The sequence below is a fragment of the Streptomyces sp. NPDC002958 genome (assembly GCF_055563255.1).
This window is the reverse complement of record NZ_JBVHDS010000001.1, coordinates 409,959-424,835: the sequence shown is the minus strand read 5'-3', so window position 1 is coordinate 424,835 and position 14,877 is coordinate 409,959. Positions and strand designations below refer to the sequence as shown.

14 protein-coding genes are annotated in these 14,877 nt (G+C 70.3%); 4 read left to right on the top strand and 10 right to left on the bottom strand.

Going from position 1 to position 14,877, the window contains the following annotated elements:
• Positions 1–135 precede the first annotated feature (135 nt).
• Positions 136–666 (top strand): fluoride efflux transporter FluC, encoded by a 531-nt coding sequence (locus tag ACZ3IC_RS02000; protein WP_467411605.1) that lies wholly within the window; start codon positions 136–138, stop codon positions 664–666.
• Positions 663–1,037, top strand: a complete 375-nt coding sequence (locus ACZ3IC_RS01995) for a fluoride efflux transporter FluC (protein ID WP_467411604.1) — start codon at positions 663–665, stop codon at positions 1,035–1,037. The genes ACZ3IC_RS02000 and ACZ3IC_RS01995 overlap by 4 nt, the downstream gene beginning before the upstream one ends.
• Positions 1,038–1,488: 451 nt before the next feature.
• Here ACZ3IC_RS01995 and ACZ3IC_RS01990 read toward each other — a convergent pair whose 3' ends face one another.
• From ACZ3IC_RS01990 to ACZ3IC_RS01960, 7 genes are all read right to left on the bottom strand, one after another.
• Complete coding sequence (locus ACZ3IC_RS01990; RefSeq protein ID WP_467411602.1) at positions 1,489–1,998, bottom strand: hypothetical protein; 510 nt, start codon at positions 1,996–1,998, stop codon at positions 1,489–1,491.
• 43 nt (positions 1,999–2,041) lie between these two features.
• Positions 2,042–3,637, bottom strand: coding sequence for a tyrosine-type recombinase/integrase (locus tag ACZ3IC_RS01985; protein ID WP_467411601.1), 1,596 nt, complete (start codon positions 3,635–3,637; stop codon positions 2,042–2,044).
• A gap of 4 nt (positions 3,638–3,641) precedes the next feature.
• Entirely contained in the window at positions 3,642–3,974 is a 333-nt protein-coding gene (locus tag ACZ3IC_RS01980; RefSeq protein ID WP_467411599.1) for a helix-turn-helix domain-containing protein, read from the bottom strand.
• Positions 3,971–5,050, bottom strand: a complete 1,080-nt coding sequence (locus ACZ3IC_RS01975; RefSeq protein ID WP_467411597.1) for a tyrosine-type recombinase/integrase — start codon at positions 5,048–5,050, stop codon at positions 3,971–3,973. The genes ACZ3IC_RS01980 and ACZ3IC_RS01975 overlap by 4 nt, the downstream gene beginning before the upstream one ends.
• Before the next feature lie 269 nt (positions 5,051–5,319).
• Positions 5,320–6,309 (bottom strand): malate dehydrogenase, encoded by a 990-nt coding sequence (locus tag ACZ3IC_RS01970; RefSeq protein ID WP_467411595.1) that lies wholly within the window; start codon positions 6,307–6,309, stop codon positions 5,320–5,322.
• Between the two features lie 487 nt (positions 6,310–6,796).
• Positions 6,797–7,579, bottom strand: a complete 783-nt coding sequence (locus ACZ3IC_RS01965; RefSeq protein WP_467411594.1) for a DUF3017 domain-containing protein — start codon at positions 7,577–7,579, stop codon at positions 6,797–6,799.
• Between the two features lie 29 nt (positions 7,580–7,608).
• Positions 7,609–8,472, bottom strand: a complete 864-nt coding sequence (locus ACZ3IC_RS01960; protein ID WP_467411592.1) for a bifunctional methylenetetrahydrofolate dehydrogenase/methenyltetrahydrofolate cyclohydrolase — start codon at positions 8,470–8,472, stop codon at positions 7,609–7,611.
• Between the two features lie 229 nt (positions 8,473–8,701).
• Between ACZ3IC_RS01960 and ACZ3IC_RS01955 the strand changes: the two genes are divergently transcribed.
• Complete coding sequence (locus tag ACZ3IC_RS01955; protein ID WP_467411590.1) at positions 8,702–9,472, top strand: RDD family protein; 771 nt, start codon at positions 8,702–8,704, stop codon at positions 9,470–9,472.
• Between the two features lie 113 nt (positions 9,473–9,585).
• Here the strand turns inward: ACZ3IC_RS01955 and purH are convergent, their stop codons facing one another.
• Both purH and purN read right to left on the bottom strand, forming a co-directional pair.
• Complete coding sequence (gene purH / locus ACZ3IC_RS01950; protein WP_467411589.1) at positions 9,586–11,139, bottom strand: bifunctional phosphoribosylaminoimidazolecarboxamide formyltransferase/IMP cyclohydrolase; 1,554 nt, start codon at positions 11,137–11,139, stop codon at positions 9,586–9,588.
• A complete protein-coding gene (purN, locus tag ACZ3IC_RS01945; protein ID WP_467411587.1) occupies positions 11,126–11,785 on the bottom strand; it encodes a phosphoribosylglycinamide formyltransferase in 660 nt (219 codons plus the stop codon). The genes purH and purN overlap by 14 nt, the downstream gene beginning before the upstream one ends.
• A 320-nt stretch (positions 11,786–12,105) precedes the next feature.
• On the opposite strand from purN, the gene ACZ3IC_RS01940 reads away from it, so the two are divergent.
• Positions 12,106–13,068, top strand: a complete 963-nt coding sequence (locus ACZ3IC_RS01940) for a hypothetical protein (RefSeq protein ID WP_467411585.1) — start codon at positions 12,106–12,108, stop codon at positions 13,066–13,068.
• A gap of 4 nt (positions 13,069–13,072) precedes the next feature.
• Here the strand turns inward: ACZ3IC_RS01940 and ACZ3IC_RS01935 are convergent, their stop codons facing one another.
• Entirely contained in the window at positions 13,073–14,731 is a 1,659-nt protein-coding gene (locus tag ACZ3IC_RS01935; protein WP_467411584.1) for a cell division protein PerM, read from the bottom strand.
• Positions 14,732–14,877 lie beyond the last annotated feature (146 nt).

Below are 14,877 nucleotides of genomic sequence, written 5' to 3'. Positions count from 1 at the left end.
CAGCCACCCCGTTCGGGCGGCTGCACGGCGGTGGGGCCCGCCGTACCCAACCGCGACCTGGTCGCCAACGGTCCCTACCTGACCCTTCCGCGCGTCCGCGCGCGGACCGTGACGATCAGGTAGGAGCCTGACCACGTGCACCCCGAACACCCTGAACACACCACCCCGGCCACCGGCTGGCAGGCAGAACCCGCCGACCCGGACACCGCCGTCGACCCGTGGCCGTCCGCGAAGGCGCCGAGCCCCAAGCGTCGTCAGGCCGAGATCCTCGCGGCCATCGCGGCCGGCGGCGTCCTCGGTGCCTGCGCCCGCTACGGAGCCACCCTGATCTGGCCCACCCCGGCCACCGCGTTCCCCTGGACGACGTTCTGGATCAACGTTACCGGCTGCGCCGCCATGGGCGTCCTGATGGTCCTGATCACCGAGCGGTTCACCGTCCACCCCCTGACCCGGCCGTTCCTCGGCACCGGCGTCCTGGGCGGCTACACCACCTTCTCCACCGCCACCATCGACACCCAGCGCCTCCTCGACGGCGGCAGGCCCGGCACCGGACTCCTCTACGCGGCAGCGACCCTGCTGGCCGCGTTCACCGCGATCTGGGCCACCGCGGCCCTGACCCGTCTCGCCGTCCTCCCGCGCGCCCGCGCCGAGCGGGGGCAGGCGTGAACTGGCTCATGGTCATCGCCGGAGCGATCGTCGGTGCCCCGCTGCGCTACCTCACCGACCGCGCCGTCCAGGCCCGCCACGACACGGTCTTCCCCTGGGGCACCTTCACGGTGAACATCGCCGCCTGCGCCGGCCTCGGCTTCCTCACCGCCGCAGCGACCGCCACCACCGTCCCCACCCCGCTCCAGCACCTGATCGGCCCCGGCCTGTGCGCGACGCTCAGCACGTACTCCACGTTCTCCTTCGAGAGCCTGCGCCTGGCCGAGACCGGCGCGAAGTACTTCGCCGCCGCCAACGCGCTCGTCAGCATCGCCGCCGGCCTCGGCACTGCCTACCTCACCACCGCGCTCGCCACCACCGTGCTGCGCTGACATCGGCCTCTGCATCCGCCCCCTACCTGTCGTCAAACGATCGTTTGACGACAGGTGTCGTGCACGTCCAATGAACCCGGGCTTTTAGGGGTGTCGGAGCGCCGCGAATCCAATCAGATCCGATGGTGATTGCTGACAGGGTTTGACGACGGATAGGGTCCGATCCTCCATACGGAAGGGGCCTATCGGTGGCGAACCTGGTCTACAAGCGGGTCTCGACCGACCAGCAGTCCACCGCCCGCCAAGACCTCGTCCTGGCCGAGGCCGGGATCGAGGACCCGGTCGTCTTCGAGGAGGACCCGGGCACCTCCAGCCGTCTTCACCCCCTTCAGCGGCCGAAGTCGTTCTCACCGATAACCGCCGTACCGATGTTCCCCGAGGCCGTAGATCCCCGTGGGTTCAGGGAAACCGAAGCCTGTTCAGCGGGAACTCGCAGGTCGGTCCGTGTGCATCAACTGGGCGTATCCGTGGGTTCGGCGGGAACCGTGGGATGGGCCGCGAGGCGGCGGGCTTCGGCCGTGACCTCGGCATCGACCTGGTCCACGGTTCTGTCGCCGTATGCGAGGACGTCGTACTCATCGTCGAGTTCGGCGAGCCGCTCAGTCAGAGGCAGCTCATGTCCGTAGCGCTGGTGAATCCGGAAAGTGAACTCCCGAGGCGTGAGCTCGCCAGCGAGCATGTGGCGTGCGAGGGCTCGGGCGGCGGCTTCCTGGCCGGCCTCGCTGGCGACGGGATAGAAGGTGAGGCCGAGTTCGTCGAGTGCTGCGGGAAGCAGGTCGTGGACGTAGTAGTCCGCCTCGGCGCGCGTGCAGGCGGCGAGGAATCGAAGGCCGGGGGTGTCGAGTCCGGCGACGAGTGCATCACAGGCGGCATTGACCACATCGCTCGCGCGGATTTCGCCCATGCTCCAGAGGGCGGCATGGTCTTGTAGAGCGATTGCTGCTGCTTCGGTCGACGTCACTCGCTCATGATTCCCTTCACGGTGCGTCCCGGTCGAGCAGATTTCATCGAAGGTGCTGTTCAGCGGCCTGTTCCAGCAGGGCCCGTGCGGAGTCCGCGTAGCGCATCGCGGTCTTCTCGTCGAGCCCGAACACCTCGGCGAGGTGGAGCGGGTCGGGCCCGTGGGTCAGGGCCTCTTCGAGTTGACGGTCGACGCGGAGCCGTTCCAGCGTCGCGTCCTGCCTGCGCATCGCGGCGCTGATCCAGTGGTTACTGGCGCGGCTGGTCTTCGTGGCGGTCTGGTTGTTGATCAGTAGGTGGAGGTTCGCGGTGCTCGGCCACCGGCGGCGCCGGTGCTCCAGCCAGTCCAGCAGCAGCTTCCGGGTGAGATCGTCGAGCGGGCGGACACGCCCGGCGATGGTCAGCCGCCGGTTGCCGAGGTCGACGTCGTCGAGCATGAGGTTGGCGATCTGGGCGACCCGGGCGGCGTGGACCGCTGCGAAGGCGAGGATGAGCCGCGCCGCTGGGGTGGTGGCCGCCGCGACGGAGCGATCGACTTGCTCGGGGACGAGCGGTTGCAGCACGGCGTACTCGTATTGCCCGACCTTGATCCGGCTGGTGGGGTTGCGGAAGATCAGTCCGTCACGCTTGGCCCAGGTGAACAGCGAGCGCAGGGCGACGAGTTGGTCGTGGCGCTGGTGGCCGTGCAGTGTCTTGATGTAGGTGAGGACGTCGTCGCGGGTCACTTCGCGCAGGTGGTCGTAGGAGTTCGACCATTCCAGCAGGGCCGGGCGGACTCGGTTGAGGTAGAGCCAGACCGTGCCTTCCCGTCGCGGGAGGCTGCGGGGGCCGCCGTCGCGCAGAACACGGGTCCAGCGCTCGGCCTCCGCGCGGATGCCGGGTGCGAGACCCTCCAGCCTCTCTGCGATCCAGCGTTCGAAGGACGGTTCGCCGTCGTCCTCGAAGATCCCCATCTCTTCGAGGACCGTGACGGTGTGGCCGACCGGCAGGTCCAGGGCCCGCAGCGGGGCGAAGATCTCCGTGTGCCGGATGACGTCGCCCTCGACGTAGCCGGTGAGGACGAGGGCCAGGCTGCGGTTGACGGCGAAGCGGATGTTGCGTCCCCAGCCGCGGGCCTCGGCGAGTCGGTGGGCGAGGTACTTTGCCCAGGCCAGCCACGGGCTGGCCAGGTCGGCGTCGGCCAGGGCGAGCCGGCTGTAGTCACGGGGGATCTGTGGGAACAGAGGTAGCTGCCGCCAGCCGGGATCCGGACGCCAGGCCGGTGCAGGAGGCGGCTTGCGCGGGGCTCCCCGCCGTCCTCCGCGCCTCCGTGCCGAGGGGGTCGGTCTTCTGCGGTAGTGCATCCCCACGAAGAACAGCTGGTGATGCCGGACGGCGGCGAGCCGGTCCCGCACGCCCGTCTCGTCCGCGGGATGGCCAGCGACGTTCTTCGCGCTGAGGCGGGCCTGGCACCAGCACAGCCGGCAGTAGTTCCACTTCAGCGGCTGGATGCGGCGGCAGCCAGTGCATGCGGCCGCGTTGTGGCCGCGGCCGAACATGTAGCAGGTGGGGCAGAGGCGGCCGCTGAAGTTTCCCCAGGCCAGGCAGCTGTCGCAGGAATCGGTGGGCTTGACGTAGCCCCCCTTCGGGAACCGTGCCATCGGATCACTCCGGCGGCAGCGACCGGCCGTCCCGGCGCTTGGGGATCACCTTCGGTGCGGCGGTCCCCGCGCCGACCGCGGCCCGTTCGATCTCCTCTGCCTGGCCGGGGCGGTGGACCTTCTCAGGTTCGGGGATCAGCAGGTCGCCGATCTCGCAGCAGAGGACCACGCAGATGACGTCCAGGTCCTCCAGCTTGAGCGAGACCGGCTGGCCGGACCACAGCCCGGACATCTTGCCGGCTGAGATCACCAATCCGTGCTCGGCCAGGCTCCGCTGGAGTTCGGACGCCTTCCAGATACCCTTGTTCGCGGCCGTCAGCCGCAGGTTCCACCTCATTGGGCCAGTCCTTCCAGCCGCTTCGCGGCCCGTTCCATCCCGGCGACCCAGGCGTCCTCAACCCGGGTCTGCTGCACGTGGATATACCGCATGGTCGTAGCGATCCAGGAATGTCCGAGAACCTCCTGGATCGCGAGCAAGTCCAGCCCGTTTCCGTAGAGTTGGGACGCGCAGAAGTGCCGCAGGACGTGCGGTGTCAACCCGTCTGTCCAGCTCGGCAGATGAGCCTCGACCGCGTTGTCGAGCCCGTTGCGCAGGGCGTCGTCGCCGACCCGGCGGGCGGAGCCGTCGGTGTTCTTGCGCTCGGAGGGAAACATCGGGGCACCAGGGCGAGTGTGATCGTCGTCGAACTGACCCCACACGTCCTCGATGAACCACCGCAGCGTCCGGTCGGCACCGTTGATCGGCGGAACCATCCGCTCGCGCGGGCCCGAGCCCCGGGCGCCCTTGCCGTGACGGACGTGGAGCTTGCCGAACCGGCCCAGGTCCCACTTGATGTCGTCCAGGTCGAGCCCACATGCCTCACTCACTCGCAGGCCGACCTGGGACATCAGCTTCGCCGCGGTGTAGTTCCGGGCGGTGGGGGCGAACTTCCGGCAGGTGGCCAGCTCGCCGCCCCAGCCGGTGAACAACGTCCCGATCTCCGGCTCACTCGGCGGGATCCGCAGCTGGGCATCCTTGGCCCCGCGCGGCCGGTTCATCTCGTCGATCGGGCACTCGACCACCCGGCCGGTCATCCGGTGCAGCTCGACCTTGTGCCGCAGCTCCAGGAACATGAAGTACGTGCTCAACGCCTGCGACCGGCCCAGCCGGGTGCCGCTGGGCGAGTGCCGCAGCACCTTCCCGAAGTACACGTCCGCGTCAGCGGGCTCCATGTCCCACAAGGGCCGGCCGAACCAGGTCCTGATCTGATCCAGGTGACCGACGTCCCCGCGGATGGTGCCGTCCGCCAGCCCTGCTGAAGCCCGTGCCAGGACGAACCCGGACAGCACATCGGTCTCGAACCGCTCCAGCTCCTCAGCCGACGCGGGCGCCCAGTGCTCACGCAGGTCCCGAACGACTGCCAGCGCCGCCAACCCGAGCCTCCTCACCTTCGACCCGACTGCGAATCGGTCGGACGAGATGAGAACGCTTCAAGAATCCCGAAGTTACGTCACAAGCCAGTAGAGCACACGAACGAGGAAGAACCCCCTGGCCACGGGCCCAGGGGCTCAGTAGGGCTCAGGGGAACTCACGGAATGTCGCACAGTAGGGGCCCGGGGGGCCACGGCCACGTACCGACGCAGCCGCCCCCGGCAGCGACTGCTGCCGGGGGCGGTGAGGTACGCGCCGGAGGGCGTACGGATCAGATCAGGCCGAGCTCGCGAACCGCGTCGCGCTCGTCGGTGAGCTCCTTCACCGACGCGTCGATGCGCGCACGGGAGAACTCGTTGATGTCCAGGCCCTGAACGATCTCGTACTTGCCGTCCTTCGTGGTGACCGGGAAGGACGAGATGATGCCCTCGGGCACACCGTAGGAGCCGTCCGACGGGATACCCATGGAGGTCCAGTCGCCGGCGGCGGTGCCGTTGACCCAGGTGTGGATGTGGTCGATGGCGGCGTTGGCGGCCGAGGCGGCCGAGGACGCGCCACGGGCCTCGATGATCGCGGCGCCGCGCTTGGCGACGGTCGGGATGAAGGTGTCGGCCAGCCACGCCTCGTCGTTGACGAGCTCGGCGGCGTTCTTGCCGGCGATCTCCGCGTGGAAGATGTCCGGGTACTGGGTGGCCGAGTGGTTGCCCCAGATCGTCAGCTTCTTGATGTCGGAAACGGCGACACCGGTCTTGGCTGCCAGCTGCGAGATCGCGCGGTTGTGGTCGAGGCGGGTCATCGAGGTGAAGCGCTCGGCCGGAACGTCCGGGGCGGCGGCCTGCGCGATGAGCGCGTTGGTGTTGGCCGGGTTGCCGACGACGAGGACCTTGATGTCGTCCGCGGCGTTGTCGTTGATGGCCTTGCCCTGCGGCTTGAAGATGCCGCCGTTGGCGGAGAGCAGGTCACCGCGCTCCATGCCCTTCGTACGCGGGCGGGCGCCGACCAGCAGGGCGACGTTGGCGCCGGCGAAGCCGACATTGGCGTCGTCGGTGATCTCGATGTTGCGCAGCAGCGGGAAGGCGCAGTCGTCGAGCTCCATCGCGGTGCCCTCGGCGGCCTTCAGACCCTGCGGGATCTCCAGGAGACGCAGGTTGACCGGCACGTCCGGGCCGAGCAGGTGGCCGGAGGCGATGCGGAAGAGCAGCGCGTAACCGATCTGGCCGGCTGCGCCGGTCACGGTGACATTCACGGGAGTGCGGGTCATGGCGATCTCCGTTAGACAGCTGGCGGTGGGGGTCACTGCCCCTGGTGCTGGACATCCCTGAATCTTGATGTGAAGAGATATCCAGCAATCAGGCTATCCGACCCGGAAGCCCGTGACCGCCCGGCCCCCTGTGGCGCCGCACACAGCCCGTCACACAGTGCTCACCCCGCTCCGGTCAATCGCGCGTACCCGTGCACGCCCCCGGCGCAACCGTTGCGTGGCGATCACACCGTGGCGGAATGGTCACTTCCGTGCCACAGGCCACAGGGATCCCTTGAACCGCTCCCCGCCGTCCACAAGGCTGAGAACAGGACGGGGGCAAGGCCGCTCAAGTCACCACATTCCGGAGCGTTTTGCTTTCCGGTGGCCCCGCCCTCAGGTGTCCGTCCCTTCTCGGGGGAGGGGACGGGCACCTGCCTCGGAGGCGCGGGCACCGGCCTCGGAGTGCGGTCGCCCTCCCTCTGCCGCGCAGCCGTACGAGCGGGCCTCAGCGGATCGTGAAGTGGACCGCGTGTTCCAGGAACGGAACGTCCAGCCACGGCCCGGGCTGCGCCACCAGCGCGAGCATCACGATGAGGAAGCCGAGCACCCCGTACGTCACCAGGTCGGTGAAACGGGAACGGACCGCCAGCATGCCCACCGACGGAACCACGACCCGCAGCACGGCACCCCCGAGGAGGGCCACGCCGATCAGCATCGTGCCGATCCTGAAGGCCTCGTCGAAGGGGTCGACGGCCACGATCAACAGCCCGATCCCGGCCGTGCAGAGCACGGCGAGCAGCGGCCACTGCCGGGCCGGGGCGGGCGCGTCCCCGGACGCGGCCCGGCCACCGCCCTCGGGACGTGCGGTGTCCCGGGTGAGCGACGGGAACCTCCGCGAGGGACGCGGACCGCTGTGCGGGGCGCCTGCGGAGGCGCTGCCGGAGCCGGTGGCCGCGGCACCCTCCGGTCGGATGTCCTCGCCCCGGCCCGCGTCATCGGAACCCTCGGCGACGCCTTCACCGGCATCCGCGTCGGAGCCCGCCCCGGCCCGGCCGACAGCCTCTTCACGAGCGGCACCTTCACGAGCAGCACCTCCCGCGGCGGCCCCTTCACGAGCAGCACCTTCCGGAGCAGCGACCGACGGAGCGGCGCCCTCACGGATCGCAGCCCGATCCGGCGCGGCCTCATCCGCCGCGCCCTCACCGGGCGCACCCGCGCCCGGCGGCACCGGAGACGTCCGGTCCGCCGCGGCGGCCAGGTCGGCCGGACTCGTACCACCAGCACCCATGGGGTTCCTTCCGGATCGGGTCGGCCGGCTCAGGCGGCGTCGGCTGCGTTGCGCTCGGCCGCCTCGACCACGTTGACGAGCAGCTGGGCGCGGGTCATCGGGCCGACACCGCCCGGGTTCGGGGAGATCCAGGCGGCGACCTCGGCCACGCCCGGGTGGACGTCCCCGACGATCTTGCCGTTCTCGTCCCGGCTGACGCCGACGTCGAGCACGGCCGCGCCCGGCTTCACGTCCTCGGGCTTGATGATGTGCGGCACTCCGGCGGCGGCGACGATGATGTCGGCCTGCTTGAGCTGGGCGGAGAGGTCACGCGTACCGGTGTGGCACTGGGTGACGGTGGCGTTCTCGGACTTACGGGTCAGCAGCAGCGGGATCGAGCGGCCGATGGTGACACCGCGGCCGACGACCACGACGTGCGCCCCGTTGATCTCCACGTCGTGGTGGCGGAGCAGTTGGACGACACCCTGCGGGGTGCAGGGCAGCGGGCCCGTCTCGTTCAGTACGAGTCGGCCGAGGTTCATCGGGTGGAGGCCGTCGGCGTCCTTGGCCGGATCCATCAGTTCCAGGACGCGGTTGGTGTCGATTCCCTTGGGGAGGGGCAGCTGCACGATGTACCCCGTGCACTCGGGGTTGGCGTTGAGCTCCCGTACGACGTCCTCGATCTCCTCCTGGGTGGCGGTGTCGGGGAGTTCGCGCTGGATGGAGCCGATGCCGACCTGTGCGCAGTCACGGTGCTTGCCGTTCACGTACCACCGGCTGCCCGGGTCGTCCCCGACGAGCAGGGTTCCCAGGCCAGGGGTGATGCCCTGCGCCTTGAGGGCCGCCACGCGGACGGTGAGATCGGACTTGATCGCGGCTGCGGTGGCCTTGCCATCGAGAATCTGGGCATTCATACACCCATACTCGCGGATGACCCCGCCCGCATACCAATTCCGGGTGCCCGAGGGCGGACGCGATGTTGCACTTGAGCAACATCCGCCGATAGCGACTGGACAAACTTATGTCGCGCTTACAACGATGAAGGCCGCAGTGCCGCAGAAGTACCGGGGGGCGGACCGCTGACCTTTTCTTTCCTCCGTGCGGCCGCATCGTCCCCGCACGTACGTTGGAGGAACGTCCCAGATGAGTTTCGGCGACCCGAACAACCCTTACGGCCAGCAGCCGCAGGGCCAGCCGCCGCAGGGCCAGCCCGGTTACGGCTACCCGCAGCAGGCACCGCAGGGCGTACCCCCACAGCAGGGCCAGCCCGGCTACGGCTACCCGCAGCAGCCCGGTCAGGCGCCGCAGGGCCAGCCCGGTTACGGCTACCCGCCCCAGCAGCCGGGCGGCACCCTCCAGGCCAACAACGGCTACATAAACGTCGCGGGCCTCGGCACCGTCGAACTCGCCACGATGGGGCGTCGCCTGGGCGCGCGTGCGCTGGACGGTGTCGCTTACGGCATCCTCTACGTGATCTTCTCGGCGATAGGCCTCGCGGGCCTCGTGGGCGCCTCGAAGTCCCTCGACGACTGCAACAGCATCGAATACGGCACCGCTGCCTACAACCAGTGCGTGAACGACGCGGCCAGCGCCAGCGTCGGCATCGTCGCGGGCTTCTTCGGCTTCATCGCCGTGTTCGCGCTGATCGCGCTGCTCTACGAATGGCTGATGGTCTCCATCTGGGGCGCCACGCTCGGCAAGATGGTCCTCAACGTCAAGGTCGTCAAGGAGAGCACCGGCCAGGCCCCCGGTCTGGGTGCGGGCTTCATCCGCTGGATCATCCCGATGGTCGGCTCACTCTTCTGCGGTCTCGGCACGCTGCTGGTCTACCTCTCCCCCTTCTTCGACAACTCGGGCAAGCTCCAGGGCTGGCACGACCGCGCGGGCAGCACGATCGTCATCAAGACGAAGTGAGCATGCTGAAGGTGTAACCGCCCTCACCGCCTTGCGAAGGCCGCCGATTCCCCACTCTTTCCGGGGAATCGGCGGCCTTCCGTCTTACCCGGGCTGCCCGGGTGCAACTCGTATCAGTGGAAGAAGTGCCTTGTACCCGTGAAGTACATCGTCACGCCTGCCTTCTTCGCGGCTTCGACGACCAGCTCGTCACGGACCGAACCGCCCGGCTGGGCCACGGCCTTGATGCCGGCCGCGGTAAGGATCTCCAGCCCGTCCGGGAACGGGAAGAACGCATCGGAGGCGGCGTACGCGTCCCGTGCCCGCTCCTCGCCCGCCCGCTCGACGGCCAGCTTCGCGGAGTCGACCCGGTTGACCTGACCCATGCCGACGCCGACCGAGGCGCCGCCCTTGGCGAGCAGGATCGCGTTGGACTTGACCGCGCGGCAGGCCTTCCACGCGAAGGCGAGCTCCTTCAGCTCGTCCGCGGTCAGGGCCTCACCGGTGGCGAGGGTCCAGTTGGCCGGGTCGTCGCCGTCGGCCTGGAGGCGGTCGGTGACCTGGAGCAGCGCGCCGCCGTCGATCGGCTTGACCTCGACCGGGGCGGTCGGGGCGTCGGGGCAGCGCAGCACGCGGATGTTCTTCTTGCGGGCCAGGACCTCGACCGCGCCGTCCTCGTACGCCGGGGCGACGATGACCTCGGTGAAGATCTCCGCGACCTGCTCGGCCATGGCGACGGTCACCGGACGGTTGACGGCGATGACACCGCCGAAGGCCGACAGCGGGTCGCAGGCATGCGCGTTGCGGTGCGCCTCGGCGACGTCGTCGGCGATCGCGATGCCGCACGGGTTGGCGTGCTTGATGATCGCGACGCACGGCTCGGCGTGGTCGTACGCGGCCCGGCGCGCGGCGTCGGTGTCCGTGTAGTTGTTGTACGACATCTCCTTGCCGTGCAGCTGCTCCGCCTCGGCCAGACCACCGGCGCCCAAGGTGTAGAGCGCGGCGGGCTGGTGCGGGTTCTCGCCGTACCGCAGGACGTTCCCCCGCTCGTACGTCGTGCCGAAGAAGTCGGGGAAGCCCGAGTCGTCGGCGGCGGCGTAGTCGTCGGCGAACCAGGAGGCCACGGCCACGTCGTACGCGGCGGTGTGCTGGAACGCCTCGGCGGCCAGTCGCTTGCGGGCGGTCAGGTCGAAGCCGCCCGCCTTGACCGCGGCAAGGACGTCGGCGTACCGCTCGGGGCTGGTGACGACGGCCACCGACGGATGATTCTTCGCGGCGGCGCGGACCATGGACGGGCCGCCGATGTCGATCTGCTCCACGCACTCGTCGGCGGTGGCGCCGGAGGCGACGGTCTCCTTGAACGGGTACAGGTTGACGACGACGAGGTCGAAGGGCTCGACACCCAGCTCGGCGAGCTGCTCGCGGTGGGCATCCAGGCGCAGGTCCGCGAGGATGCCGGCGTGGACGCGCGGGTGCAGCGTCTTGACGCGGCCGTCGAGACACTCGGGGAAACCGGTGAGCTCCTCGACCTTGGTGACCGGCACACCGGCGGCGGCGATCTTCCCGGCGGTCGAACCGGTGGAGACGAGCTCGACGCCCGCCTCGTGCAAACCGCGGGCGAGGTCCTCGAGCCCCGTCTTGTCGTAGACACTGACCAGGGCGCGGCGGATGGGCTTATTCACCGACATGACCGAGATGAACCTTTCGTCCCTCAATGCGATAGCCGTCACGGGCGAGCCGCCCCACGGCCTCGACGAGCAGCTTGCGCTCGACTTCCTTGATGCGTTCATGGAGAGCGGATTCGCCCTCCGCCGTGTCCTCTTCGGTCACCTCGACCACGCCCTGCGCGATGATCGGACCGGTGTCGACGCCGTCGTCGACGAAGTGGACGGTGCACCCGGTGACCTTCACGCCGTACGCGAGTGCGTCACGCACCCCGTGGGCACCGGGAAAGCTGGGGAGCAGGGCGGGGTGGGTGTTGATGAACCGGCCACCGAAGCGGGCGAGGAACTCCTTGCCCACGATCTTCATGAATCCTGCGGACACCACGAGGTCCGGGCGGTGCCCGGCCGTCGCGGCCGTGAGTGCCGCGTCCCACTCCTCACGCGTGGCGTGGTCCTTGACCCTGCACACGAAGGTCGGCAGTCCGGCGCGCTCCGCCCGTTCCAGACCTACGATGCCGGAGCGGTCGGCGCCGACCGCCACCACCTGCGCACCGAAGCCCTCGGGGTCGTCACCGATGGCATCGAGCAGGGCTTGGAGATTCGTACCGGAGCCGGAAACCAGCACGACCAGACGGGCCGGTGCGGCGGCGGAGGGGGGCGGGGAGGCCACGGCTGGGCCCTTTCTCGCGTGATGAAGCAGAGCGACGCTGATTTGTATGGTCGTACGAAAGAACCGAGCCCCTACATACGGGGAACTCTACGAACGATCCGACCGCCAGCAACGATACCGGCACCTCGCAGAAGCCCCACGGGACGGGGGTGAGAGGCCGCAAATCGGCCGCGCCGAAGCGCCAGAGGGCCCGGGTGACGGGTATCGGCCCCCCTGCGCCCCGCTCCCCGCTTTCGGCCCCTCCTGGCCGGGAGGTAGCGTCAGGGGACAGGGAACCGTCCTCAGGGCGGAAATGACGAGATGGGGAAGACGTTCACCATATGCCGGACCGACGCCGCCGCACCGCCCTCCGCCACCCGCTGCCCGAGCGGACCTCACTGCTGTTGCGGGAGCGCCAGTCCCCCACGGGCCCTTCCTCTTCCCCTTCCGGTTCCTCCGGTTCTTCGGGTACTCCCGTCCCTGCGGATTCTTCGGGTACTCCCGTCCCCGCGGACGACAACCCGTTCGCCGCACCGCCCGAGAACCGGCCCGACCGGCCCTGGCAGCCCCGCCACCCGTCGAACACAGGACACGGCAACGGCAACGGTCAGGGGACCGGAAACGGGAACGGGGGCAATGGCAACGGGTCGCCCGAGGGCGGCTCCTCCGACGACCGGCCGATCTGGGGCGGCCAGTGGAGCAGCCGGCAGCCCGGCCGCCAGAGCGGCGGCTTCGGCGGCCGCCCCGGAGACCAGGGCGGGCCGAGCGGCCGGGGCGGCCCCGAGGGCAGCCCCGGCGGACTGCGCTGGGATCCGACCGACCCCGCCCAGCGCCGCGCACGCTACGCGCTGCTCTGCGGCATGTGGGCCTTCTTCTTCGCGCTCTTCGACATGCCGGAGATCGGCCTGCTGCTCGGCGCGCTCGCCGTGTACTGGTCGATCAGCTCGCTCCGGGCGAAGCCGAAGGACACGTCCGCGCCGGGCGTCCCCGCAGGCGCACCCGGGCCGGCCGCGGCGTCCGGCACGCCGATCGCCGGACCCCTTCAGGGTTCCGGTTCCGGGCATGTCGCCGCGCCCCGCGCCCCCGCCGCTCCGGGCTATGGCAGGCAGCAGACCACGGCTGCGGTCAGCGGCCTGGTGACGGCACTGCTCGCGCTCTCGATCGTCGCGACGACGTTCACGGTGCAGCTGGTCTACCGCGACTACTACACCTGTGTGAACGACGCCCTGACCAAGTCCGGCCAGCTGGCCTGCAACGACCTGCTGCCGAAGCCGCTGGAGCCCTACTTCGGCGTCAAGAACTGACACATCACGGCTTCCCGGACGGCCCGGCCTCCCTAGGCCGGGCCGTCCGTTCGTGCCGGGGCCCGGTCTGCAGGAAGTCGTACGGCTCGAAGCCCTCACCCTTTTCGTCCGTCGCGGACGCCGACGCGGCACCGCCGGTCCCGGAGGAAGCCGCCGCGGCAGGTACGCGTACGGGCTCCGCTCCCCGTCCGGGCACCGGCTCGACCACCACCTCGTCGTCATCCCGGTGCCCGGAATCCCGGCGCCCGGACCACTTCCACCACCGTCGGCCGCCGACACCCTGCTCCTGAGGCTGCGTCCCGGGCGCCTGCTCGGACACCTTCCCGGGCGCCCGGGCCGCGAGCGCCCCCTCCTCCGCAGCCGACTCCTCCTCCGAGCGCCGTCGCGGCCACCAGCCCCAGTGCCTGTCCCGCAGCCGCCAGGCCCGGAGCAGCAGCGCCCCGGGAACGCCGAGCAACGCCGTCCACACCAAGGCCGCCGCACCCGTCAGCCACCACACCGGGCCGAACTCCGCCAGCGCGCCGGTGCCGAGCGGTCCCCCCGCGGCCGCGGTCAGCGCCATCGTGCCGACCCCGCACCCCAGCGCCCCCAGCCCGGCCGCCAGAGCGGTCTCCCGCAGGCTCCACGTCTCCTCCCGTGCGGCGAGGGCAGGCGCGGCCCGACGCACCGTGAACCAGGCGACCGTCACCCCGGCCGCGACCGGTACCGCCACGGCCGCCCAGTTCAGGACCGTCCCCGGCCCCCGGTCCGGCACCGCGGCGAGCAACGGGAAGACGGGCAGCGCCGGGCGCCCCGAGAAAGCGAGCGGGGTGACCGTGGACGCCGTACCGAGCGCGAAGCCCGGCCCGAGTCCGTACGCGGCACCCCACGCCGCCGCATTCGGCACCAGCACCAGCGCGAGCAGCAGTACCGGGATCCGGCCCACCCAGTCTTCCGAAAGCTGGACGAACGACTGCTGAGCCGACTGCGCATGCCACACCAGCGCCACCGCGACGAGCAGCGCCCCGCCGCCAAGCAGTACCGCCACCCCGGCCGCGGCCGACCGGCACGCCGTCCCCGCGCACTCCCTGAACCGGGAACGCGCCGTCTCCTCACGCAGGCGCACCGGAACCCAGGACGGCAGCGGCCCGATCGGGCGCCCGGATGCCGTCCAGACCCCGGCGGCCGCCGCGCCCGTCACCACAACGGCGGCAGGGAAGAGCAGCGACGGTCCGTGCACGGACAGCGCACCTCCCCGCGCGTAGAGCGCGACAGCGGCCCCGACCAGCAGATATCCACCGGCGACCGTGGCGAACGCGCCCGTCGCCGAGGGCGCCGGGCGCCCTCGCCCGGGCTCCAGGGCATCCCGGGCCGCGCGGTGCACCAGCCACACCGGCACCACGGCGAGCAGCAGCGGGACGAGACCGACCGGGGCGGGGGCCCCGCTGAGCGTGTCGGTTCTTATCAACTCGGCACCGTGGGCGAGCAGCCAGAGCCCGGTCGCCGCGTGAAGGGCCCCGCCGGGGCCGTCGTCGGGGGCCGGGGAGCTGATCCACAGCACCATGACGAGCACGGCGAGGGCGCCGAGCCCCAGCCCGGCCGCAAGCGCCCCACGCAGGAAGGTGAAGGCCAAAACGGCGGACCGGCTCTGCTCTGCCGACAACGACGGGCTGCGTTCGGTCACTTGGGTCACCCCGCAATGCTCCCAACGACACGCACTTATTCCGCGCAACGGGCAAAAGGCCGCTGTGTCGCTCAATATGCGTTTATGTACTTTTTCATCCAGCGCGGGCCCTGCGGACAGCCCGCCCGGCGACGCCGACGACGGTC